At 75.1% G+C, this 20,812-nt stretch carries 21 protein-coding genes; 4 read left to right on the forward strand and 17 right to left on the reverse strand.

Translation table 11 applies throughout. From position 1 onward, the window contains the following. Nucleotides 1-87: 87 nt before the first annotated feature. The 9 genes from HDA34_RS06480 to ftsH are packed head-to-tail and all read right to left on the reverse strand — an operon-like array spanning nucleotide 88 to nucleotide 8,415. A complete protein-coding gene (locus HDA34_RS06480) occupies nucleotides 88-1,038 on the reverse strand; it encodes a Rossmann-like and DUF2520 domain-containing protein (RefSeq protein WP_060974356.1) in 951 nt (316 codons plus the stop codon). Next, complete coding sequence (locus tag HDA34_RS06485) at nucleotides 1,035-2,714, reverse strand: PH domain-containing protein (RefSeq protein WP_101967669.1); 1,680 nt, start codon at nucleotides 2,712-2,714, stop codon at nucleotides 1,035-1,037. Before HDA34_RS06485 ends, HDA34_RS06480 begins: the two co-directional genes overlap by 4 nt. Continuing rightward, complete coding sequence (locus HDA34_RS06490) at nucleotides 2,711-3,223, reverse strand: PH domain-containing protein (RefSeq protein ID WP_020625296.1); 513 nt, start codon at nucleotides 3,221-3,223, stop codon at nucleotides 2,711-2,713. Before HDA34_RS06490 ends, HDA34_RS06485 begins: the two co-directional genes overlap by 4 nt. Continuing rightward, on the reverse strand, nucleotides 3,204-3,731 hold the full coding sequence (locus tag HDA34_RS06495; protein WP_020625295.1) for a DUF3180 domain-containing protein: 528 nt from the start codon (nucleotides 3,729-3,731) through the stop codon (nucleotides 3,204-3,206). The genes HDA34_RS06490 and HDA34_RS06495 overlap by 20 nt, the downstream gene beginning before the upstream one ends. After that, a complete protein-coding gene (gene folK / locus HDA34_RS06500; protein WP_020625294.1) occupies nucleotides 3,728-4,372 on the reverse strand; it encodes a 2-amino-4-hydroxy-6-hydroxymethyldihydropteridine diphosphokinase in 645 nt (214 codons plus the stop codon). The genes HDA34_RS06495 and folK overlap by 4 nt, the downstream gene beginning before the upstream one ends. Beyond that, nucleotides 4,369-4,749: a dihydroneopterin aldolase gene (gene folB, locus HDA34_RS06505; protein ID WP_041104654.1), complete on the reverse strand. Its 381-nt coding sequence runs from the start codon at nucleotides 4,747-4,749 to the stop codon at nucleotides 4,369-4,371. The genes folK and folB overlap by 4 nt, the downstream gene beginning before the upstream one ends. Then, on the reverse strand, nucleotides 4,746-5,660 hold the full coding sequence (gene folP / locus HDA34_RS06510) for a dihydropteroate synthase (RefSeq protein WP_041104655.1): 915 nt from the start codon (nucleotides 5,658-5,660) through the stop codon (nucleotides 4,746-4,748). The genes folB and folP overlap by 4 nt, the downstream gene beginning before the upstream one ends. A gap of 26 nt (nucleotides 5,661-5,686) precedes the next feature. Beyond that, a complete protein-coding gene (gene folE / locus HDA34_RS06515; protein ID WP_010079671.1) occupies nucleotides 5,687-6,307 on the reverse strand; it encodes a GTP cyclohydrolase I FolE in 621 nt (206 codons plus the stop codon). A 17-nt stretch (nucleotides 6,308-6,324) separates the two neighbouring features. Next, nucleotides 6,325-8,415 (reverse strand): ATP-dependent zinc metalloprotease FtsH, encoded by a 2,091-nt coding sequence (ftsH, locus tag HDA34_RS06520; RefSeq protein ID WP_095353932.1) that lies wholly within the window; start codon nucleotides 8,413-8,415, stop codon nucleotides 6,325-6,327. Between the two features lie 394 nt (nucleotides 8,416-8,809). On the opposite strand from ftsH, the gene HDA34_RS06525 reads away from it, so the two are divergent. Continuing rightward, on the forward strand, nucleotides 8,810-9,874 hold the full coding sequence (locus HDA34_RS06525) for a type IV toxin-antitoxin system AbiEi family antitoxin domain-containing protein (RefSeq protein ID WP_123244270.1): 1,065 nt from the start codon (nucleotides 8,810-8,812) through the stop codon (nucleotides 9,872-9,874). A gap of 41 nt (nucleotides 9,875-9,915) precedes the next feature. On the opposite strand, the gene hpt is transcribed toward HDA34_RS06525, so the two are convergent. Genes hpt through HDA34_RS06545 form a run of 4 tightly spaced genes read right to left on the reverse strand, consistent with a single transcriptional unit; the run spans nucleotide 9,916 to nucleotide 14,385 of the window. Further along, a complete protein-coding gene (hpt, locus tag HDA34_RS06530) occupies nucleotides 9,916-10,467 on the reverse strand; it encodes a hypoxanthine phosphoribosyltransferase (RefSeq protein ID WP_002858265.1) in 552 nt (183 codons plus the stop codon). 49 nt (nucleotides 10,468-10,516) lie between these two features. Next, complete coding sequence (gene tilS, locus HDA34_RS06535; protein ID WP_123244269.1) at nucleotides 10,517-11,698, reverse strand: tRNA lysidine(34) synthetase TilS; 1,182 nt, start codon at nucleotides 11,696-11,698, stop codon at nucleotides 10,517-10,519. Beyond that, nucleotides 11,685-12,917: an Rv3626c family coenzyme F420 biosynthesis-associated protein gene (locus tag HDA34_RS06540; protein WP_123244268.1), complete on the reverse strand. Its 1,233-nt coding sequence runs from the start codon at nucleotides 12,915-12,917 to the stop codon at nucleotides 11,685-11,687. The genes tilS and HDA34_RS06540 overlap by 14 nt, the downstream gene beginning before the upstream one ends. A gap of 34 nt (nucleotides 12,918-12,951) precedes the next feature. Continuing rightward, nucleotides 12,952-14,385 carry a D-alanyl-D-alanine carboxypeptidase/D-alanyl-D-alanine-endopeptidase gene (locus tag HDA34_RS06545; protein ID WP_123244267.1) on the reverse strand — a complete coding sequence of 478 codons (1,434 nt, stop codon included), beginning with the start codon at nucleotides 14,383-14,385 and terminating at the stop codon, nucleotides 12,952-12,954. A gap of 97 nt (nucleotides 14,386-14,482) precedes the next feature. On the opposite strand from HDA34_RS06545, the gene HDA34_RS06550 reads away from it, so the two are divergent. After that, nucleotides 14,483-15,070, forward strand: a complete 588-nt coding sequence (locus HDA34_RS06550) for an inorganic diphosphatase (protein ID WP_123244266.1) — start codon at nucleotides 14,483-14,485, stop codon at nucleotides 15,068-15,070. 89 nt (nucleotides 15,071-15,159) lie between these two features. After that, a complete protein-coding gene (locus HDA34_RS06555; protein WP_123244265.1) occupies nucleotides 15,160-15,789 on the forward strand; it encodes a hypothetical protein in 630 nt (209 codons plus the stop codon). 27 nt (nucleotides 15,790-15,816) lie between these two features. Here the strand turns inward: HDA34_RS06555 and HDA34_RS06560 are convergent, their stop codons facing one another. Together HDA34_RS06560 and serS are read right to left on the reverse strand one after the other, a co-directional pair. Then, nucleotides 15,817-16,626: an HAD family hydrolase gene (locus tag HDA34_RS06560; RefSeq protein ID WP_044659867.1), complete on the reverse strand. Its 810-nt coding sequence runs from the start codon at nucleotides 16,624-16,626 to the stop codon at nucleotides 15,817-15,819. A 125-nt stretch (nucleotides 16,627-16,751) separates the two neighbouring features. Further along, nucleotides 16,752-18,035: a serine--tRNA ligase gene (serS, locus tag HDA34_RS06565; RefSeq protein WP_123244264.1), complete on the reverse strand. Its 1,284-nt coding sequence runs from the start codon at nucleotides 18,033-18,035 to the stop codon at nucleotides 16,752-16,754. 43 nt (nucleotides 18,036-18,078) lie between these two features. Between serS and HDA34_RS06570 the strand changes: the two genes are divergently transcribed. Further along, entirely contained in the window at nucleotides 18,079-19,257 is a 1,179-nt protein-coding gene (locus HDA34_RS06570; RefSeq protein WP_123244263.1) for a diacylglycerol/lipid kinase family protein, read from the forward strand. Nucleotides 19,258-19,536: 279 nt separating this feature from the next. On the opposite strand, the gene pheA is transcribed toward HDA34_RS06570, so the two are convergent. Together pheA and HDA34_RS06580 are read right to left on the reverse strand one after the other, a co-directional pair. Continuing rightward, nucleotides 19,537-20,487, reverse strand: a complete 951-nt coding sequence (pheA, locus tag HDA34_RS06575; protein WP_134377533.1) for a prephenate dehydratase — start codon at nucleotides 20,485-20,487, stop codon at nucleotides 19,537-19,539. After that, complete coding sequence (locus HDA34_RS06580; RefSeq protein ID WP_010079684.1) at nucleotides 20,484-20,810, reverse strand: rhodanese-like domain-containing protein; 327 nt, start codon at nucleotides 20,808-20,810, stop codon at nucleotides 20,484-20,486. Before HDA34_RS06580 ends, pheA begins: the two co-directional genes overlap by 4 nt. Between the last annotated feature and the right edge of the window lie 2 nt (nucleotides 20,811-20,812).

Here is a 20,812-nt window from a genome sequence, read left to right on the forward strand (position 1 = left end):
CCCGGACCCGCCGTTTCCCGAACGAAAACGGTCCGGGACCCGCCGTTTCCCGAACGAAAGCGGGGGGCGGGGGCGGCGGGGGGTCGGTCAGTCGTCGTGGGGGTCGTCGGAGTCGTCGAGGACCTCTCGCAGCCGCGCCGCCGTGTCCGCGCGCAGGGTGCCGCGGGTCTCGGCGCGGTCGGTCGTCGCGCGGGCGAGGGTCTCCCACACGGCCCGCACGTCCGGGGGCAGTCCCCCGGCCTCGAGCTCCCCGAGGGTCTCACGGTGGGTCCGCAGCGTGTCGACGTCACCGCGGGCCACGGGGCCGGTGAGGGCGCCGTCGCCGTCCGTGAGCGCGTTCTCCAGCGCGGCGGTCATCAGTGAGCGCAGCACCCGCACCGGGTCGGCCACCCCGATCGTCTCCAGGATCTGGCGGGCCTGCGCCGTCAGCGTCACCAGGTGGTTCGACCCGTGGGACAGCGCCAGGTGGTAGGCCGCCCGGTCGGCCTCCTTCACGACCACGGGCTCGCCGCCCATCTCCACCACGAGCGCCTGGGCCACGGGCAGCACCACGGGGTCCGCGGTCACGCCGAACACGCAGTCCTGCAGCCGCGCGACGTCGAGGCTCAGCCCCGTGAACGTCATGGCCGGGTGGATCGCCAGGGGGATCGCCCCGTGCGCGCGCACCGGCTCCATCACCCCCACCCCGTAGCGGCCAGAGGTGTGCACGAGCAGGTGGCCGGTCTGCACGTGCCCCGCGGCGGCCAGGCCGGCCACGAGCTCGCCCAGCGCGTCGTCCGGGACGGCGAAGACGACCATCTCGGAGCGGCGCAGGATCTCGGGAATCTCCAGGACGGGCACGCCCGGCAGGAGCATCTCCGCGCGGTCCCGCGAGGCCTCGGAGACGGCGTGCACGCCCGTGATCGTGTGGCCCGCAGCCCGCAGCGCCGAGCCCAGCACGGCCCCCACTCGACCCGCGCTCACCACACCGACGCCCAGCCGCCCGGGCCGCTGCGCCGGGTCGTGCGGGTCCAGGCTCAGGTCGAATCCACCAGTCATCGCTCCTCCTCGCCGCGCACGGCGGGGACGTCTGCCCCGCTCTCCTCCCCGACGACGGCGCCGCCGACGACGCCGGCCCGGGCCAGTTCGCGGCGGCCCACCTCGGTGGCCGCGACCTCGCGCGTGCGCTGCTCGAAGCGGGCCAGCTCCTCGGGGCGCATCCACTGGTCGCGGTCGGCGAGGCGACGCGAGACGGCCGCGTGCCGGGCCTCCCGGGCGTACAGGTCCACGGCCACGTCCTCGTCGAGGTCGCGGACCACGGCGTTCGCCCCCGCGACCCACACGCGCACCGTGGCCAGGCCCAGGCGTCGCTGCACCGGGCCCTGCGCCAGCTCGGCCGCCTGCATGCGCTCGTGCTGGAGGGTCTGCAGCCGGCGGTTCAACCAGCCGCTGCGCACCACCAGCAGGGACCGCGTCGTCGTGAAGCCGGTCCGCCGCCAGGCGAACCAGTTGAACCACCACCTGCCGCGCCGCGGCACGTGCTGGAAGCCGCCCTCCGTGCCGGTGCCGTGCACGCCGAGGTGCATGAGCCCGGCGGGGGTCAGCCCCTGCGCGGCGCGCGGATCGCCGTCCAGGCCCGGGTCCGGGGCCACGACCGTGAGGACGCGGAGCACGTCCTCCCACGGGCCGACGGGCAGCGCGACGTCCCGGGCGCCGTCGGACTCCTGCAGGTACCCGGCCACCGCCATGTTCACCCGATACCAGCCGAAGGGCCGCCAGAACAGGGGCTGGGAGACGGTCACCCCCTGCACCCGCCCCGGCGGGACGGTCTGGTGGGTGGTCTCGGTGAGCCCGTGCCGCAGTCGCAGCCCGTCGGTGGAGCGGCGCACCTGGAAACCCCAGCCGGCGTTCAGCCGGGACCACGCGACGCCGGCCACGGAGAACAGGGCGGGCAGGGCCGCGGCCGCGCCGATCCCGGTCAGGGTCTCCCCCTCGTCCAGCACCGCCTCGGGCAGCAGCGCGACCACGAGGGCGAGGCCGCCCAGCCAGATCAGGGACCCGGCCAGCACCCCCAGCACGCCTCCGGAGAGCAGGACGGAGCCGAGGAGCCGCCCCGCGGGCACCTGCAGCATGAGTTCGCCGGCGTCCGCGGCGTCGGCGTCGGGGAGGCCGGGCTCGGCCGCCCGCTCCGGCGCGGACGCGTCCGCCCCGGCTCCCCCGAGCATCCCCGACGCGCGGTCCAGGATCTCCCGGCGCACCGCTTCGGCCTCGGCGCGGCGCAGGAAGGACAGCTCGAGCGCGGACTCGCCGCCGTCGGCCGCCTCGACCTTCACCGTGGCCAGCCCGAGCAGCCGAGCCACGAGGGGGTGCTGCAGGTCCACCGCCTGGATGCGGTCGTAGCGCATCTGCCGGCGGCTGCGGAAGAGCCAGCCCTGGCGCAGCTCGATCCGGTCCTCCCCGCAGCGGAACCGGGTGAACCACCAGGAGAAGAAGAACACGAGGCTGATCAGCAGGGTGACCCCCAGCAGGATGCCGCCGGCCACGAGCAGGCTGCCGTCGCCGCCGCCCGGGGCGTCCTCCCCGCTGAGCCGGCCCGCCGCGAAGTCCTCCACCGCGTTGCGGCCCGCGAAGAACAGGATCAGCAGCAGGAAGGTCCAGCCCCGCACCCAGGGCGAGGCGGGGTGGACGCGGACCCAGCCGGCGTCGTCGGCGGGGGGCGGGGCGGCCGCGCTCACAGGCCCGCCAGCCGCGCCTGGCCGCGCGCCATGAGGACCTCGCGCAGCTCCTCGGCCCTCTCGCGGGGCACGCCCTCCAGGGTGACGTCCCCGCCCGCGGCGGCGGTCTTCAGGGTGAGGGTCTGCAGCCCGACCCGGCGCAGCAGCGGACCGTCCGACACGTCCACGTACTGCAGGCGGCCGTACGGCACCGCGTGCACGCTGCGGAACAGGATGCCCTCGCGCCACAGGACGTCGTCCTCGCGCTCGGCCCAGCCCATCGCGCGCACGCGCCGCGGGATCAGGATCAGGTCCACGATCCAGGACACGACGACGACGGCCGGCAGCCCCCACGCGACCCACGCGGCCATCCCCGCCCACGGGCCGGTGAGCTTGAGGATCAGCGGCACGGAGAACGCGGCGAGCCAGATCAGGTGGCCGATGGTCGTGGCGATGAGCTTCACCGTCGCCAGCCGCGGCGAGGCCGGCGTGAAGGCCACGCCGCTCAGGTCAATGCCGGGCACGGGCATACCCTCCTTCCGTCTCGGGACGGGCCGGTCGGCCCGGGGACCCATCCTGCCCACGGCCGCCCTCGGGCGCATCCTCCTCAGGCGGGATCCGGCACCACCGTTCGACGATCAGCCCCACCACCAGCAGGACGAGACCGCCGACGGCCTGCAGGGCGGCCTCCCGCACGGTCGGTGCCTCCACGCCGGCCCGCAGCAGCACCTGCACCGCCACCCCGGCGTGCCACCCGCCGAGGGCCGCTCCCGCGAAGCCGGAGGCCTGGCCGAGCACGAGGGTGCGGGCCGCGGCGAGCGGGTCCATCCGCGCGGCGGCGGGCTTCTCCCGGTCGCGGCGCACCCGCCAGCCCAGCGCGAGGCACAGCACGGAGACCGCGGCCACGGTGATCAGGCCGCCGCGGCCCACCACGGGCGCCGGCCAGCCCAGGGACGGCGCGGCGAGCCCGGCCAGCCAGCCGAGCACGGCGGCCACCAGCACCACGAGCAGGGTCCACCCGGAGCGCAGCGCGATCACGTGGCCTCCCTCCCGAGGGCGTCCGGGCGTGCCGGGCGGAGCGGGGCGACGTCGTCGGTGCCGGCCAGCAGCCGGTGCCGCTCGGGCTCCTGACGGCGCACCCCGGGGGCGTCCGCGGCGACGGCGGCGAGGTCGGCGACGGGCGTGCCGGCGAGCGTGGCGTCCGCGTCGAGCCACAGCCACGGCAGCAGCACGAAGGCCCGCTCGGCCGCGCGGGGGTGCGGCAGGGTGAGGTCCGGGTGGTCGCTGCGCACGTCTCCGTAGGCGATCACGTCCACGTCCAGGGTGCGCGCGCCCCAGCGGACCTCACGCCGCCGATGGTGGTCCTGCTCGAGCCGGTGCGCCACCGCGAGCAGCTCCCACGGCGCGAGGTCCGTGCGCAGCGTGACCACCTGGTTGAGGTAGTCGGGCTGGCCCGGCGGCCCGCCCACGGGTGTGGTGACGGCCCGGGGCGAGGCCCGGACGTCCGTGATGTGCGGCAGCGCGGACAGGGCGGCGACGGCGGCGTCGAGCGTCTGCGCGGGCTCGCGCAGGTTGGCGCCGAGGGCCAGCACGGCCGCGACGGGCGCGTCCGGGCGGGCGCCCAGCTCGGGGATGGGCGCGGGGCCCTCGGCCGGGTGCGACCAGTCGACGGTGCTCACGCGAGGTCCTCCCGGGTGCGGTGCACGGTGACGGCGGCGTCCGCGAAGTCGTGCGGGATGGGCGCCTGCGGCTTGTGCACGGTGACCTCGACGGCGGCCACCACGGGCTGCTCGGCGAGGACGGTGCGGGCGATCCGGTCGGCGAGGGTCTCGATCAGGTCCACCGGCTCCCCGGTGACCAGGCGGACCACCGTGTCCGCGACCTCGGCGTAGTTGGCGGTGCGGGCGAGGTCGTCGCCGGCCGCGGCGGGGCCGGCGTCGAGGTGGAGGACGACGTCCGTGACGAACGGCTGCCCGTCCCGGCGCTCGTGGTCGAAGACCCCGTGGTGCCCGACGGCGGACAGTCCGGCCAGGCGGATGCGGTCCCGGGCGCTCACGGCAGCACGTCCTCGGAGACGGGCTCACCCGGGGCGTGGGCCCCGGCCCAGGCCGCGGCGGTGCGGACGGCGTCGGCGCTGGCGCGCACGTCGTGCACGCGCACGCCCCACGCGCCCTGGGCGGCGGCGAGGGCGGAGATGGCCGCGGTGGCGGCGTCGCGCGCGGCGGGCGGGGCCGGGGTGCCGTCGTCGTCCGCCAGCAGCGTGCCCAGGAACCGCTTGCGCGAGGCGGCGACGAGCACCGGGTGGCCCATGGCGCGGAGCCACTCGAGGCCGCGCAGCAGCTCCCAGTTCTGCTCGCCGGCCTTCGCGAAGCCCAGGCCCGGGTCGACGATCAGCTGCGCGGGCTCGACGCCCGCGGCGAGGAAGCGGCCGGCCACGTCCCGCAGCTCGCACACGACGTCCGGGACGGTGTCCTCGTAGACGGCCAGCCCGTCCATGGTCTGCGGGTTCCCGCGGTTGTGCATGAGGATGTACGGCGCGCCCGACGCGGCGATCAGCGCCGGCATATCCGGCTCGTGGGCGAGGCCGGAGACGTCGTTGACGATCACCGGCCCCAGCGCCAGGGCAGCCCGGGCGGTGGCGGTGTGGCGCGTGTCCACGGAGAGGACGACGTCCTCGGCCAGCAGCGCCTCGATCACGGGCAGGATGCGCTCCTGCTCCTCGGCCGGCGGCACGGCGCGGGCCCCGGGGCGGGTGGACTCCCCGCCCACGTCCACGATGTCCGCGCCGTCCGCGACCATGCGCCGGGCGTGCTCGACGGCCGCGCGGACGGTGGCGTGCTCCCCGCCGTCCGAGAAGGAGTCAGGGGTGACGTTGAGGATGCCCATGACCAGGGTCCGGTCCGCGGGCAGCCGCCCCAGCAGGGCGCGGTTCGCCTCCCGCGCCGCCGCGTCGATGCTCTCGTCCACGTGTCCTCCTCCGCCGTCGGTGGTCCTCAGCCGTGCATGATGAGGCTCATCGCCTCCGAGCGCGTGGACGGATCCCGCAGCTGGCCGCGCACCGCCGAGGTGACGGTCTTCGCGCCCGGCTTGCGCACGCCGCGCATGGACATGCACATGTGCTCGGCCTCCACCACCACGATCGCCCCGCGCGGGGCCAGGTGCTCCATGAGCGCCTCCACCACCTGCGTGGTCAGCCGCTCCTGCACCTGCGGACGCCGCGCGTACAGCTCCACGAGACGGGCCAGCTTGGACAGCCCCGTCACGCGGCCCTCGGCGGAGGGGATGTAGCCGATGTGCGCGGCGCCGTGGAACGGCACCAGGTGGTGCTCGCACGTCGAGTAGAACGGGATGTCCTTCACGAGCACGAGCTCCTCGTGCGCGATGTCGAACGTGGTGCCGAGCACCTGGTCCGGGCTCTGGTGCAGGCCCGCGAAGAACTCCGCGTACGCCTTGGCCACCCGCGCCGGGGTGTCCGCCAGGCCCTCGCGGTCCGGGTCCTCGCCGATCGCCAGCAGGATCTCCCGCACCGCCGCCTCGATGCGGGGCCGGTCGACCGCGGTCGAGTCCGGGTCGAACGTGCCGGGGACGGCGTCGTCGGGGGTGTGGGCTGTCATGCGGGCCTCCTGCGCGGTCAAAAGGTCGGTCCCTCGCCGGGGCCCGGCGTGTTGCTCGGACCGCCGTGCGGCGGCAGGCCGGGGCCGGCCGCGTCCCCGCCCAGCGACGACGGCGGCGCACCCTCCGGACGCACCGGCACCGTGGTGCCCTCGACGCCGACGGGGGTCTGCTCCCCGCCGTCGTGGCGCGAGCGGCGCTCGGAGGGGGAGAGGACGGGCGGGATGTCCTGCGGGAGCCGGTCGTCCGAGGCCAGCCACACGCCGCGCTCGGGCCGCTTGCGCACGTCCGCGAAGATGGCGGCGATGGCCTCCTGGGTCAGCGTCTCCTTCTCCAGCAGCTCGTAGGCCAGCCGGTCCAGGACGTCCCGGTTCTCCGTGAGCACCCAGTGGGCCTCGGCGTGGGCCTGGTCCAGCAGGGTGCGGACCTCGGCGTCCACCAGGTACGCGAGCTCCTCGGAGTACTCACGGGAGGAGCCGCCGGCGGCGCCGCCCACGAAGGGCTCGGAGCTGCCGCCGCCGAGCTTGACCGCGCCCACCTTGGCGGACATGCCGTACTCGGTGACCATCTTGCGGGCCGTGTCCGTGGCCTTCTGGATGTCGTTCGCGGCGCCCGTGGACGGGTCCTTGAACACGATCTCCTCCGCCACGCGCCCGCCCATCGCGTACGCGAGCTGGTCCAGGAGCTCGTTGCGGGTGACGGAGTACTTGTCGTCCTCCGGGACCACCATCGTGTAGCCCAGGGCGCGGCCGCGGGGCAGGATCGTGATCTTGGTGACCGGGGCGGAGTTGCGCAGCCCGGCCGCCACGAGCGCGTGGCCGCCCTCGTGGTAGGCGGTGACCTTGCGCTCGTGCTCGTTCATCAGGCGGGTGCGCTTCTGCGGGCCGGCCATCACGCGGTCCACGGCCTCGTCCAGGGCGTGGTTGTCGATCACGTTGTTGTTCGAGCGCGCCGTGAGCAGCGCGGCCTCGTTGATCACGTTGGCCAGGTCCGCACCCGTGTAGCCGGGGGTGCGCTTGGCCAGGGAGCGCAGGTCCACGTCCAGGGCGATCGGCTTGCCCTGCGCGTGCACCTCGAGGATCTTGGCGCGGCCCTCGAGGTCCGGGGCGTCCACGGGGATCTGGCGGTCGAAGCGGCCCGGGCGCAGCAGCGCCGGGTCCAGGACGTCCGGGCGGTTGGTCGCGGCGATCATGATGACGTTCGTGGAGGCGTCGAAGCCGTCCATCTCCACGAGCATCTGGTTCAGGGTCTGCTCGCGCTCGTCGTTGCCGCCGCCGATGCCTGCGCCGCGGTGCCGGCCGACGGCGTCGATCTCGTCCACGAAGATGATGGCGGGGGCGTTGGACTTGGCCTGCTCGAAGAGGTCGCGCACGCGCGAGGCGCCGACGCCCACGAACATCTCCACGAAGTCCGAGCCGGAGATCGAGTAGAACGGCACGCCGGCCTCACCGGCCACGGCCTTGGCCAGGAGGGTCTTGCCCGTGCCGGGCGGGCCGTAGAGCAGCACGCCCTTGGGGATCTTGGCGCCCACCGCGCGGAAGCGGTCCGGCACGGTGAGGAACTCCTTGATCTCCTGGAGCTCCTCCACGGCCTCGTCCGCGCCCGCGACGTCCTTGAACAGCACGTCCGGGTTGTCCTTGTTGATCAGCTTGGCGCGGGACTTGCCGAACTGCATGACCTTGCCGCCGCCGCCCTGCATGCGGGACATCAGGAACCAGAACAGCAGTGCGATGAGCAGGAACGGGACCATGAAGCCGAGCAGCGAGAGGAACCAGTTGCTCCGCACCGGCTCGTCCGTGTAGCCGTCCAGGGCCGAGTCGTCCACCGCGGTGACCACGTCCGTGGCGCGCGCGCTGGCGAAGTAGAAGTAGACCTCCTTGCCGAGGTCCCGGTCGTCCTGCTTGTAGGGCTCACGCAGGGTGAGGTCCACGCGCTGGTCCCCGTCCACCACGCGGGCCTGCGCGGCCTTGTCGTCCTTCAGCAGGGCCATGCCCACGTTGGTGTCCACCATGGTGCGGCCGCTCTGCGACGTGGTCAGCGGGATCGCGACGGCGAGGACCAGCAGGCCCAGCAGGATCCAGACGTAGGGCTTGTTGAACAGCTTCTTCACGGTCCGAGTGTCTCCTGGTCTGCCGCGGGGGCCGGGCTGCCCGGGGCGGCCGCCGTGCGGCCGGGGACGGCGCAGGGCCGACGTCGCGCCCGGGTCAAGCCCCCACGGTACCGGCCCGGCCCGGGTGTCCGCTGACTGTTCGCGTCAGGTGGACAGGGCGCGGGCGGTCGGCCGGCGCCGACGTCGGCCAGCGCCGTCTTGACGCCCACCGGGAATGCGAGAGGTCGGAATGGCGCGTGGATGGCGCCTCGGAGCGACCGCTCGCGTGACAGGTCGCCGGCGCTGCGGTCGCGCCCCTGTGTCCCCTCCTGCACAGGCCCCCGCGCACCCGAAATCCTCCCCGGGCCGGCGGCGGCCCAGCACATCGCCCGCCCCACCGCGCCAGGCTGGCACCATGCGTCGCCCCGCCCCGCTTCCCGCGGCCTTGCCTGACGGTCCCTTCACCGCCGCGCAGGCGAGGGCCGCCGGCATCGACCGCAACCGGCTGCGTCGCTCCGACATCGAACGCCTCGCCCGGGGCCTCTACCGCCGGCGTGAGGCCACCCCGGCCGCCGTCGAACGCCCCGTGGCCGGCTCCTCCCCCTACCGGTGGAGCACCCCGCTCTCGGCCACCCAACACGAGCTCCTGCTGCGACTCGCCCGGCACCGCGCCACCACGGTGGTGTCGCACCAGACCGCGGCCCGCGCCCGGGAGATCTGGCTGCCGGAGCGACTGGACGCGGGGGACGACGTCCACGTGAGCCGCCCGCGAGACCGTGGCCAGCTCTCCCTCCCCGGCGTCACCTCCCACCGAACAGCGCTCCCGCCCGCGGACGTGGAGCGCGTGCGGATCGGCGGCCTGGCCTGGTACGTCACCGCCCCGCCCCGTCTCTGGGTCGACCTCTCGGCCCTGCTCGACGACGACGAGCTCGTCATCCTCGGCGACCATCTCGTCCGCCGGGCGCAGCTGTCCGGCGGCCCGGACGCCGCCGAGCGGACCCGGGCGGCCCTGGCCCAGGCGGCCGAAGCGAGCCCGTCCGCGCACAACCGACGACGACGGCTCCGCACCACCGCCACACTGGTCCGGGTGGGGGCGCACTCGCCGAAGGAGACGCGGCTGCGGCTCGCGCTGAGGGCCGCCGGGCTCCCCGAGCCCGCACTGCAGCTCGAGGTCTGGGACCCGGAGTTCTCCCTGCACCACCCCGCGACGGCGGACCTGGGCTATCGGCAGGCGAGAGTGGCCCTGCACTACGACGGCGGCCACCACGGCGCGGATCGCCAGATCGACCGCGACGTGCAGCGCAACGCGGCCTTCGAGCGACGGGGCTACCGGAACATCACCGTGTCCTCCTCCGACGCTCGCCGCGGATTCACGCGCGTGATCGTGGAGGTGCGCCGTCACCTCGGGGACGCCGGCGACCTGTCACGCAAGGAGTCGGAATGGGGCGTGAATGGCACCTCAGAGCGACCGCTCACGTGACAGGTCGCTGCTGCGGCGGCCACGCCGGGCCGGGCCCCCGGTCAGCTGTACACGTGCGGGGCGAGGGTGCCCACGAAGTCCAGGTTGCGGTACTTCTCCGCGTAGTCCAGGCCGTAGCCCACCACGAACTCGTTGGGGATGTCCCGCCCGACGTACTTCACGTCGATGTCCACCTTCATGGCCTCCGGCTTGCGCAGCAGGGTGCAGATCTCGACCGAGGCCGGGCCGCGGGACTCCAGGTTGGCCTTGAGCCAGGACAGGGTCAGGCCGGAGTCGATGATGTCCTCGACGATCAGGACGTGCCGGCCCGTGAGGTCCGCGTCGAGGTCCTTGAGGATGCGCACCACGCCGGAGGACTTGGTGCCGGAGCCGTAGGAGGAGACCGCCATGAAGTCCAGCTCCACGTGGGAGTGCAGGGCGCGGGTGAGGTCGGCGACCACCATCACGGCGCCCTTGAGCACGGCGACGATGAGCAGGTCCTTGTCCGCGTAGTCGCGGTCGATCTGGCGGGCCAGGTCCGTGATCGTGTCCTGCACGTCCTCGCGGGACATGAGGACGTGGGTGAGGTCGTTCTGGACATCCTGTGCGTCCATGCGCCGCTCCTGGTGAGTGCTCGTGCGGGAATGCCGGGCCGGGCCGCAGTCAGGGACCGGGCAGGCAGGGGATGAGGTCCAGTCTGGCACACGCCCGATGCGCGGCCACCCCGCCGGGCAGCTCCACCGGACCGGCCGACGTGCCCCCCGCGCGGGCGCCCGTCACGAGGGCGTCCACCGCGAGGATCCGTTCGCGGGGCGGGGCCTGCCCTCCCGCGGCGCGGGCGGCGCGCGCGATCACGCGGTGGCGCACGGCGGCGGGCAGCGCGGCCAGGGCGTCCAGATCCAGGGAGACGACGCGCGGGTCCCGGGCGGGCGGGTCGACGCGCAGCCGGGTGACCTCGGCGCCGGCCCATGCCTCGAGGGCCGCGGCGTCCTCGGCCGCGATGGCCGCGGTGCGCACCAGCCCGGCCCGCACGCCGGGGCCGAGGCCGGCGTCGGGGTCCTCGAGCGCGGGCAGCACGCGGGTGCGGACCCGCGAGCGCAGCAGCGCGGGATCGCGGTTGTGCGGGTCCTCGAACCAGGTCAGCCCGGCCCAGCGGCAGATCGTCTCGGTGTCCGCGCGGGTCAGGCCCAGCAGCGGGCGGACGACGGCGGCCCCGCCCGGCAGCGTCCCGCGCGCCGGGATCCCCGCGAGGGACCGCGTGCCGGACCCGCGTGCGAGCCCGAGGAGGACCTGCTCCGCCTGGTCGTCGGCGGTGTGGGCGGTGAGGACGACGGCGGCGCCCCCCTGCCCCGCGTCCCGGGCGGCGGCGGCGAGGGCCTCCCGGCGGGCACGCCGGGCGTCGGCCTCGGGGCCGTCGCCGGTGCGGGCCACCTCGACCCGCGTGACGGTGACCGGGGTCAGACCGAGGATGCGGGCGACGTCGGCGGCGGCCGCCGCCACGGTGTCGCTGCCCGACTGCAGCCCGTGGTCCACCACGGCCGCGCCGATCGGGCCGAGCCGCGCACCCTCCCGGGTGCCCACGAGGACGGCGCAGGCCACGGCGAGCGCGAGGGAGTCGGCGCCACCGGAGAGGGCGACGAGGCCGCGGGGACGACTCCCCGCCCGGCCCGGCACGGCATCCGCGCGACGGGTCCCGTCGCCCGCCAGGGCCTCCCGCACCGCCGCGACGGCCCGGTGCAGGGGCTCGGGCCAGCGGGTGCGCGGCGGCCACGCGCCGACCGCGGGCACGCCGCCGACCCCGCCCACCGGCGTCGGCCCCGGGTCCCGCGCCTCAGGCCTGGGCACGGATGCGCGCCACCCACGTCTCGGGGGCGTGGAGCTCGGCCTCGCTCGGCAGCAGCTCGGGGGCGTCCCAGACCACGTTGAACCCGGCCATGCCGAGCTCGGCCACGGCGGCGGCCACGAACCTCTGACCGTCGCGATACTGGGCCATCTTGGCGTCCATGCCCAGCAGACGGCGGAGCATGCGGTCCAGGGGCGAGCGGCGGTCGCCGCGCTCGTCGAAGCGGCGGCGGATGGTCTTGACGGAGGACACGACGGAGGAGTCGACGCCGTCCATCACCACGTTCGCGTGCCCCTCGAGCAGGGACATCACGGCCGTCAGCCGGGACAGGCGCTCCCGGTCCTCCTCGTCCTGGATCGCACCGAGCAGGCCCGGCGCGGGGCGGGCCGGGGCCACGTCCTGCGCGTCGTGTCCGTCCCGCGCCCCAGTCCGGCCGGCGTCGGCCTCCCGACCCAGCGGGTTCGCCGCCGCGAGCGCGGTGCGCAGGCGCTCGGGCAGGGACTCGGCCTTGTCGAACAGGCCGACGGTGAGCGCCGTGATCTCGGCCCGCAGGTGCTCGCGCAGCCAGGGCGCGGCCGCGAACTGCACGCGGTGGGTCTGCTCATGCAGGCACACCCAGAGGCGGAAGTCCGCCGGGTCCACGTTGATCTCCGCGCGCACCTGCGCGACGTTCGGGGCCACGAGCAGCAGGCGTCCGCCGGCGGGGCCGCCCGCCGTCCCCCCGGGGCCGGGCAGCGCGATGAACGGGTCGTACTGGCCGAGGATCCTCCCGGACATCCAGGCGAGGATCCCGCCCATCTCCAGGGCGGTGGCGTGCCGGGTGACGCGGGTGGTGGCGGCGGCGTGCTCGCGGGGCCGGGTGTCCCGCAGATGCGCGAACGTGGGGTCCAGCAGGGTGGCGAAGGACTGGGTGGCGGCGCGCGACCAGGTGGGGCGGTCCACCACGAGCACCTGCGAGTCGCGCAGGTCCCGTGCCGCCTCGAGCCCGGTCAGGCGGTGGACGTGCGGCACGGCGGCCTCCGCGGCGGCGCGCAGGCCCTCCGCCTCGCGCGTCGCCTCCCGCGGCGTGAACCGGGGCCCGGCGGCGGCGAGGGACCGTGCGGTCCGTGCTGCGAAGGCCCAGTCCACCGGGTGGGCGACGGCGGGGCCCGGCTCGGCGGTGGCGCCCGGCTCGGCGTCCGCGGCGGTGCGGGGGCGGTCGGTCGCGTGGTCGTCGCTCATGGGCTCCATCAGATCACAGGCCCCGAACCTCGGATCAGAGCCCGGCGACGGCGCTGACGGCCTCGTCGACCGCCGCGCGCGCGGGCTCCAGCTTCCACTGCAGATCCGAGCAGATGATGCTGAACGCGAGGACCCGCCCGGACGTCGTGGTGACGGTGCCGGTGAGGGAGACCGTCTGGTCGAGCGTGCCGGTCTTCGCGGCCACGGCCTGCCGCGCGGGGGCATCCGGGAACCGGTCGCCCAGGGTGGAGTCCTCGCCGGGCCGCGGCAGGCCCTCCAGCACGGTGCCCAGGGCGGGTGTGCGGGCCACCCCGGCCACGACGCCGGCCAGCTGGCCCGCGCTGACGCGGTTGTCCGGGGACAGGCCCGAGGAGTCCACGAGCGCCATCCCGGCGGTGTCCACGCCGAGGTCCTCGGCGGTGGCCGTCAGCAGCCGCGTGGCGCCCTCGTGGGTGGCCGGCAGGTCCGTGGCGGGCGCGGCCGTGTGGGCCAGGGCCTCGACCACCTGGTTCTCCGAGTGGGCCAGCAGGTACGCGACCTGCTCCCCCACGGACGCGGACTCCACCGCCGCGACGGGGGCGGCGGCGAGGACCGTGGCGCGCGGCACCTCGGTGGCCGGGAACGTGTCCCGCAGGCCCACCTCGAGGTCGGCGCCGGAGGCGGCCACCGCGTCGTCGAGCGCGGCCTGGAAGGTGAGCGCGGCGAACTGCGCCGGGGCCTCGATGCGGTCCTCCCCGGTGCCGGGGGCCTCACGGCCGCCGTAGGTGGCCAACGGCTGCACCGGCGCGATGTTGCCGCTCTCCGGGATGTCCGACGTCCAGCGCGGGTTCAGGGCCGTCCGGTCCGTGAAGAGCCGCAGGTCCGTGCTGACCACCACCCGCCCGGTGACGCCGTCCTCGACCAGCCCGGCCACGGTCCGCTCCGCGAGGGTGCGCAGGCCCGCGCGGCCGGAGACGTGCGTCGAGTCCGAGGCGCCCGTGCCCAGCAGCACGTCGCCGCCGCCCACGAGCACCAGCTCGGTGGCCGCGCCGTCCGCGGTGGGCTGGGCCACCACGGTGGTCTGCAGGGTCGTCTCAGGACCCAGGGCGGAGACGATGGCCGCGGCGGCGAGCACCTTGAGCGAGGACGCGGGGGCCACGGGCTCGTCCGCGTCCCGCGCGTAGAGCACCTCGCCGGTGGCGAGGTCGCGGAACTCGGCGGAGACCGTGCCCGGGGACGTCGCCAGCCCCGGCTCGACGGCGGCCGCCACCTCGGCCGCGGTGGGGCCGGCGGACGGGGACGTCGACGTCGGCGCGGCGGTCGTCGACGCGGCGGGCGCGCTCGACGGGGCCGGCGGCGCGGTCACGGGCCCGCAGGCGACCAGGACGGCCGCGAGCGCGGCCAGGAGGACGGCGGGGAGCGAGCGGCTCCGGCGGTGTTCCGTGCGTCGATCCCGACGCCCAGCGCGCCCCGTGTCCACCTGTCCCATGCGTCCATCATGACGGACGCCCCCGGTAGGCTGACGGCAGCACCGCCGGGCGGCGCCGCGCCGCCCGGACACCCCACCCTCTGTGCGAAGGAGAGTCATGGCGCACGACGTCACCATCGAGATCCCCGCGGGCTCCCGCGTGAAGTACGAGTTCGACCACGAGACCGGCCGCCTGCGCCTGGACCGCGTGCTCTTCACCTCCATGCAGTACCCCACGCACTACGGCTACTTCGAGAACACCCTCGGCGAGGACGGCGACCCGCTGGACGCCCTCGTGTACCTGCCGGGCTTCGACCTGGTGCCGGGCTGCGTCGTCGAGGCCCGCCCGATCGGCGTGTTCAACATGACCGACGACGGCGGCGGCGACGCCAAGCTGCTGTGCGTCCCGGCGGACAAGCGCTACGACCACATCACCGAGCTCGAGCACGTGGAGGAGTCCCTCAAGCAGGAGATCGAGCACTTCTTCACCCGCTACAAGGACCTGGAGCCGGGCAAGTGGGTCAAGGCCGAGGGCTGGGAGGGCCGCGCGGCCGCCGAGGCCGAGCTCGAGGCGTCCATCCAGCGCTTCGACGCCCAGGGCGAGGAGTCCCCGACCGACGAGCCCCAGGGCCGCGCGGTGGACACCGAGGAGGCGCAGCCGGCCACCGAGGAGGGCGAGGCGACGGACGAGCCCCAGGGCCGCTGATCCCCGCACCGCCCACGCGCGCGACGCCGGCCGCTCACCCCTCGGGGTGGGCGGCCGGCGTCGTCTGCGGGCTGGCAGAATCGACCACCATGTTCGTGCTCACCATCAACCAGCGGGACACCCTCGACGCCGGCGACCGCGTGGACACGTTCCTGCGCGCCCTCCAGGACGTGCCGGGGCTGGACGACGCCGTCGTGCTCCCGTTCCAGCGCGCCGTGGGCGACGAGCTGATCGGCGCCGTCGAGGACCCGCGCGTCGCCGTGGACGTGGCGCTGCGCGCCCTGCGGCAGCGCCGCTGGAACGTGGGGGTCGGCGTCGGGACGGTGACGCACGCGGACGGTGCGGCGGGCGCGCCCGCCTCCGGGGACCTGCACGACGCCGGCGGGCCCGGTCTCGCGGCGGCGCGGCGGGCCGTGGAGGCGGCGACCGTGTCCACCGCGCGGATCCCGTTGGCCGTGCGCGGCCGCGACGAGGAGGCGGCCGCCGAGGCCGAGGCCGTCCTGCGACTCGTCGGGCAGCTCGTGTGGTCCCGGACCGACGCCGAGTGGGCGGTGCTGGACCTGCTGGTGCCCGGCGTGCGCGGCCAGCAGAAGCCGGCGGCCGCCGCGCTCGGGATCACGGCGCAGGCCGTCTCGCAGGCGGTGCAGCGCTCCTACTGGAACGAGGAGCACGCCTGCCGCCCCGCCGCCGCGCGGCTGCTCACGCTGGCGGGGGGCTGACCCGGCGGCCCGGGCCGGTCGCGCCGCTCAGGCCGCGGCCGGCTCCTCGAGGAGCGAGCGCAGCACCGTGGCGAGCCCGTGCTCGTCCACGTGCCCGGTGACCTCGTCCGCGGCGGCCACGACCTCCTCCACGGCCTGGCCCATGGCCACGCCGCGGCCGGCCCAGCGCAGCATCTCGATGTCGTTGCGGCCGTCGCCCACGGCCACGGTGTCCTCGGGGGCCACCTTCAGCACGGTGCGCAGCGCCTCGAGCCCGGAGGCCTTGGTCACGCCCGCCGCGGCGACGTCGAGCCACGCCGTCCAGCCCACGGAGTAGGTCACGCCGGACAGGCCGATGCCCTCCACCGCGCGACCGAACTCCTCGGCGGAGGAGTCCGTGGAGAACACCACGAGGCGCACGGCCGTGGTGTCCATGAGCTCCTCGAACGTGACGCCCTCCGCGGCCACGCCGAAGGACATGTCCTGGAACCGCTCGGTGGAGCGGAAGGTGCCGTCCGGCAGCTCGAGCGCGTACTTGGCGCTGGGCAGGCGGTGGCGCAGCTGGGTCAGGACCGAGCGCGGGTCGAAGGTGCGCAGGTCCGTGACCTCGTAGCCCTCCTCCAGCTCGGGGTCCAGGCGCAGCGTGACGCCGCCGTTGGAGCACACCATGAAGCCGGCGCCGATCCCCAGGGAGCGGGCCACGGGCAGGGTGGCCGCGCGGGAGCGGCCCGTCGCGATGACCACGTGGTGCCCGGCGTCCAGCACGGCCCGCACGGCCGCGCGCACGGGCTCATGCAGATGGCCGTCATGGTCCACGATCGTTCCGTCCACGTCCAGGCACACGAGCTTCTTCGTCATGACCTCCACCCAACCACACGGCCCGGACACGACGGCGACGCGCGGGTGAACCGCAGGGGCGCCGCAGGGGCGCCGCGGGGCGGGCGGGCGAGGCGACCGGCGCCGCGGGGGACGACGTCGTCCGTTCAGACCAGCTCGAAGCGCTCCATCCCGCCGAGGTAGGGACGCAGCGCGGCGGGCACGGTGACCGAGCCGTCCGCGTTCTGGTGGTTCTCCAGGATCGCCACGATCCAGCGGGTGGTGGCCAGGGTGCCGTTGAGCGTGGCCACCATGCGGGTGCCGCCCTTGGAACCGTCCTCCGTGCGGACCCGCTCGCGGATGTTGAGACGGCGGGCCTGGAACGTGGTGCAGTTCGAGGTGGACGTCAGCTCGCGATAGGTGCCCTGCGTGGGGACCCAGGCCTCGCAGTCGAACTTGCGGGCGGCGGAGAGGCCGAGGTCGCCGGCGGCGATGTCGATCACGCGGTACGGCACCTCGATGGCGCCCAGCATCCGCTCCTCCCACGCCAGCAGGCGCTCGTGCTCCGCCTCCGCGTCCTCCTGTGCGGCGTAGATGAACATCTCCAGCTTGTTGAACTGGTGCACGCGGATGATGCCGCGGGTGTCCTTGCCCGCCGAGCCCGCCTCACGCCGGTAGCACGTGGACCAGCCCGCGTACCGGACGGGGGCGCTCACGTCCATGATCTCGTCCGCGTGGTAGCCGGCCAGGGCCACCTCGGAGGTGCCCACGAGATACAGGTCGTCGCGCTCCAGACGGTAGATCTCGTCGTCGTGCTCGACGTCGAAGCCGGTGCCCTGCATGGTCTCCGGGCGCACCAGGGTGGGCGGGATGACCGGCACGAAGCCGTTCTCCAGGGCCAGGTCCAGGCCCAGCTGCATCAGGGCGAGCTCGAGACGCGCGCCCACGCCCTTGAGGAAGCTGAACCGGGCGCCGGACACCTTCGCGCCGCGCTCCATGTCGATCGCCCCGAGCAGCTCGCCGAGCTCGAGGTGGTCGCGCGGCTCGAAGCCCTCGGCGGCGAAGTCGCGCGGGGTGCCGACCTCCTTGAGGACCACGAAGTCGTCCTCGCCGCCGGCCGGGACGCCGTCGACGATCAGGTTCGGGAAGGCACGCTGCAGCTCCGCGAGGCGGGCCTCGGCCGCGCCGGCGGCCGACTCGGCCTCCTTCACGCGCGCGGCCAGGTCCTTCACCTCGGCCAGCAGGGCCTTCTTCTCCTCGCCCTTCGCCTGGGCGACGCGCTTGCCGAAGGCCTTCTGCTCCGCGCGCAGCTGCTCGAAGCCCGCGATGGACGAGCGGCGGGACGCGTCCGCCTCGACCACGCGGTCCACGAGGGACGCGTCCTCCCCGCGCGCCTCCTGGGAGACGCGGTACTTCTCGGGCTGCTCGATGAGGTCCTTGACGTCGATCACGTGCGCCAGCCTAGCGGGCGGGGCCGACGCCTAGACTCGGGGCATGACTCCCGAGTGGTGGATGGCGCTGGCCGCCCTGGTGCTCCTGGCCGTGCTGGCCGTCGTCGTGGTGGTGCTGGCGGTGCGCCAGGTCCGCCTCGGCGTGCAGCACCAACGGACGCGTCTCCTGGTGGACGCCCTCGACGCGCGGGTGGGCGGCGTGCAGCGCCGGCTGGAGGAGGTGCCCGGCATCGGCACGGGCCGCCACGAGGTCGCGCTGGTACTGAACCCCATCAAGACGCACGCGGACCGGGTGCGGCGCGAGCTCGAGCGGCTCGCGGAGGCGGAGGGCCTCGGCGAGGTGCTCGTGCTCGAGACGCAGGAGGACGACCCCGGCACCGCCATGGCGCGGCAGGCCCTCGACGCCGGCGCCCGGCTCGTGATCGCCGCGGGCGGCGACGGCACGGTCCGCACCGTGGCCGAGCAGCTGGCCGGCACCGACGTCGCCCTCGGCGTGGTGCCGCTGGGCACCGGGAACCTGCTGGCCCGCAACCTGGACCTGCCGATCAACGACGTCGAGCAGTGCCTGCGGATCGCCGTGGGGGGCCGGCAGCGACGCATCGACACCGTGGACGTCCGCTTCACGCACGAGGACGGGCGCGTCACCCGGCAGACCTTCACCGTGATCGGTGGCGCCGGCTACGACGCGGACATCATGGGCGACACCAAGGATGAGCTGAAGGATCTGGCCGGCTGGCTGGCCTACAGCGAGGCCGGCATACGGCACCTGCGCGGCAAGCGGCACGAGGTGACCGTGGCCCTCGACGGCGGTCAGCCCCGCCGGTTCAAGGTGCGCACCGTGATGGTGGCCAACTGCGGGATGCTCACGGGCGGCGTCGAGCTGCTGCCCCAGGCCAAGCTCGACGACGGCCTCCTCGACGTCATGGTCCTCTCGCCCCGGCACGCGCTCGACTGGGCGCGGATCGCCGTGAAGACCGTGACCCGGTCCCGCAGCTCCATCCCCGTGATGCACACGGAGCAGGCGCAGCGCGTGAAGGTGGAGTTCGCCGAGCCGATGCCCTCCCAGCTCGACGGCGACGCCACCGGGGTCATCACCGCCCTCGACGCCCGCGTGCAGCCGGACTCGCTCGTCGTGATGCTCGTGGCCGAGGACGACGCCTCCGTGCGCGACGACGGCGTCTCCGCCGCCGCCCCCGTCCCGGAGCCGGCCCCGCACATCTGACCCCCCGTCCCCGCTTTCGTTCGGGAAACGGCGGCTTCCCCACCGTTTTCGTTCGGGAAACGGCGGCTTCCCCAGCACTTTCGTTCGGGAAACGGGCGCCGGGGCGACGCGCGGACGGGAAGCACGACGACGGCCCGTCGTCGTGGTGATCGTCCCGTTTCGGCAACGAAAGTCTCTCGGGGCCGCCGTTTCCCGAACGAAGGTGACCCTGGGGCCGCCGTTTCCCGAACGAAAGTGACCCTGGGCCGGCCGTTTCCCGAACGAAAGTGCTGCACCGCCTCAGCGGGAGCGGAGGGACTCCACCCAGGCGCGGCCGGAGCGATACGCGGCGTCGGTGAACTCGGCCGGCACCCTCGTGGGCACGGGCTCGGCCTGGGCGTAGGAGCCCAGGAACCGCAGGTCGGGGTACTCCCGGTACAGGGCCGCGAGCGCATCACCCACGCGGGCCTCCGCCAGGTGCCCCTCGAGGTCGAGGGAGAAGAAGTACCGCCCGATGCCCTCGCCGGTCGGCCGGGACTCGATGCGGGAGAGGTTCACCCCGCGCGTGGTGAACTCGGCCAGGATCTGCCCGAGGGCGCCGGGCCGGTCCTCCGGCAGCGGCACCACGAGCGTGGTCTTGTCCGCCCCCGTGGGCGCGGGCAGGGCCGTCGGCCGGGAGAGCAGCACGAAGCGCGTCACGGCGCCCGGCACGTCCTCGATCCGCTCGGCGAGCACCGGCAGCCCGGTCTGCTCGGCCACGAGCGGGGCGCACACGGCGGCGTCGAAGTCGCCCTGGGCCACGAGGCCGGCCCCGGCCGCCGTCGACGGGGCGGGCGTGAACTCCACGCCCGGCAGCGCCGTCTCGGCCCAGCCGCGCACCTGCGCCCAGGCGTGGGGGTGCGTGGTCACGCGCCGCACGTCCTCGATCGCGACGCCGGGCCGGCCTACGAGCACGAAGCTGATGGGCACGTGCACCTCCGCGAGGATCTGCAGCGTCTCCCCGAGGGCGATCTCGTCCACGGTGGCGGAGACGCCGCCCTCCACCGAGTTCTCGATGGGCACGACGGCGCGGTCCACCTCCCCCCTGCGCAGCGCCGCCACGGCGCTCAGCACGGAGCCCGCAGACACGAACTCGGCCTTGGCCGGGTCCGCCACCTTGCGCAGGGCGGCCTCGGTGAAGGTGCCGGCCGGGCCGAGGAAGGCGTAGCGCAGGCGCGACGGCGTCGCGTCAGCGGAGTCCGTCCCCGTCACTTGACGGTGGGCTCGGCGTCGCCGTCGGCCTCCATCGGCTTGCCGGCCTCGAGCCACGCGCCGGAGCCGCCGGCCACGTTGATGGCCGAGTAGCCGCGGCCGGTCATGAACTCGGCGGCGCGGGCGGAGCGGCCGCCGGTGCGGCAGATCAGGTAGTAGTCCGTGTCCGGGTCCAGCTCCTCGAGCCGGTCCGGCAGCTGGCCCAGCGGGATGTGCTGGGCGCCGGCGGCGCGGCCCAGGGCCCACTCGTCGTCCTCGCGGACGTCCAGGATGGCCGCATCGGCGGGGATCTCGTTCACATCGACGGTCTCGAAGGCGCTCATGG

The organism is Micrococcus luteus (genome assembly GCF_014138885.1).
Lineage (GTDB): Bacteria > Actinomycetota > Actinomycetes > Actinomycetales > Micrococcaceae > Micrococcus > Micrococcus luteus.

Excerpts from the sequence above, each read along its gene's own strand:
- HDA34_RS06480 (WP_060974356.1), bottom strand. The coding sequence starts at position 1,038 with ATGACTGGTGGATTCGACCTGAGCCTGGACCCGCACGACCCGGCGCAG.
- HDA34_RS06490 (WP_020625296.1), bottom strand. The coding sequence starts at position 3,223 with ATGCCCGTGCCCGGCATTGACCTGAGCGGCGTGGCCTTCACGCCGGCC.
- folE (WP_010079671.1), bottom strand. The coding sequence starts at position 6,307 with ATGACAGCCCACACCCCCGACGACGCCGTCCCCGGCACGTTCGACCCG.
- HDA34_RS06525 (WP_123244270.1), top strand. The coding sequence starts at position 8,810 with ATGCGTCGCCCCGCCCCGCTTCCCGCGGCCTTGCCTGACGGTCCCTTC.
- hpt (WP_002858265.1), bottom strand. The coding sequence starts at position 10,467 with ATGGACGCACAGGATGTCCAGAACGACCTCACCCACGTCCTCATGTCC.
- HDA34_RS06540 (WP_123244268.1), bottom strand. The coding sequence starts at position 12,917 with ATGAGCGACGACCACGCGACCGACCGCCCCCGCACCGCCGCGGACGCC.
- HDA34_RS06545 (WP_123244267.1), bottom strand. The coding sequence starts at position 14,385 with ATGGGACAGGTGGACACGGGGCGCGCTGGGCGTCGGGATCGACGCACG.
- HDA34_RS06550 (WP_123244266.1), top strand. The coding sequence starts at position 14,483 with ATGGCGCACGACGTCACCATCGAGATCCCCGCGGGCTCCCGCGTGAAG.
- HDA34_RS06555 (WP_123244265.1), top strand. The coding sequence starts at position 15,160 with ATGTTCGTGCTCACCATCAACCAGCGGGACACCCTCGACGCCGGCGAC.
- HDA34_RS06560 (WP_044659867.1), bottom strand. The coding sequence starts at position 16,626 with ATGACGAAGAAGCTCGTGTGCCTGGACGTGGACGGAACGATCGTGGAC.
- HDA34_RS06570 (WP_123244263.1), top strand. The coding sequence starts at position 18,079 with ATGACTCCCGAGTGGTGGATGGCGCTGGCCGCCCTGGTGCTCCTGGCC.
- HDA34_RS06580 (WP_010079684.1), bottom strand. The coding sequence starts at position 20,810 with ATGAGCGCCTTCGAGACCGTCGATGTGAACGAGATCCCCGCCGATGCG.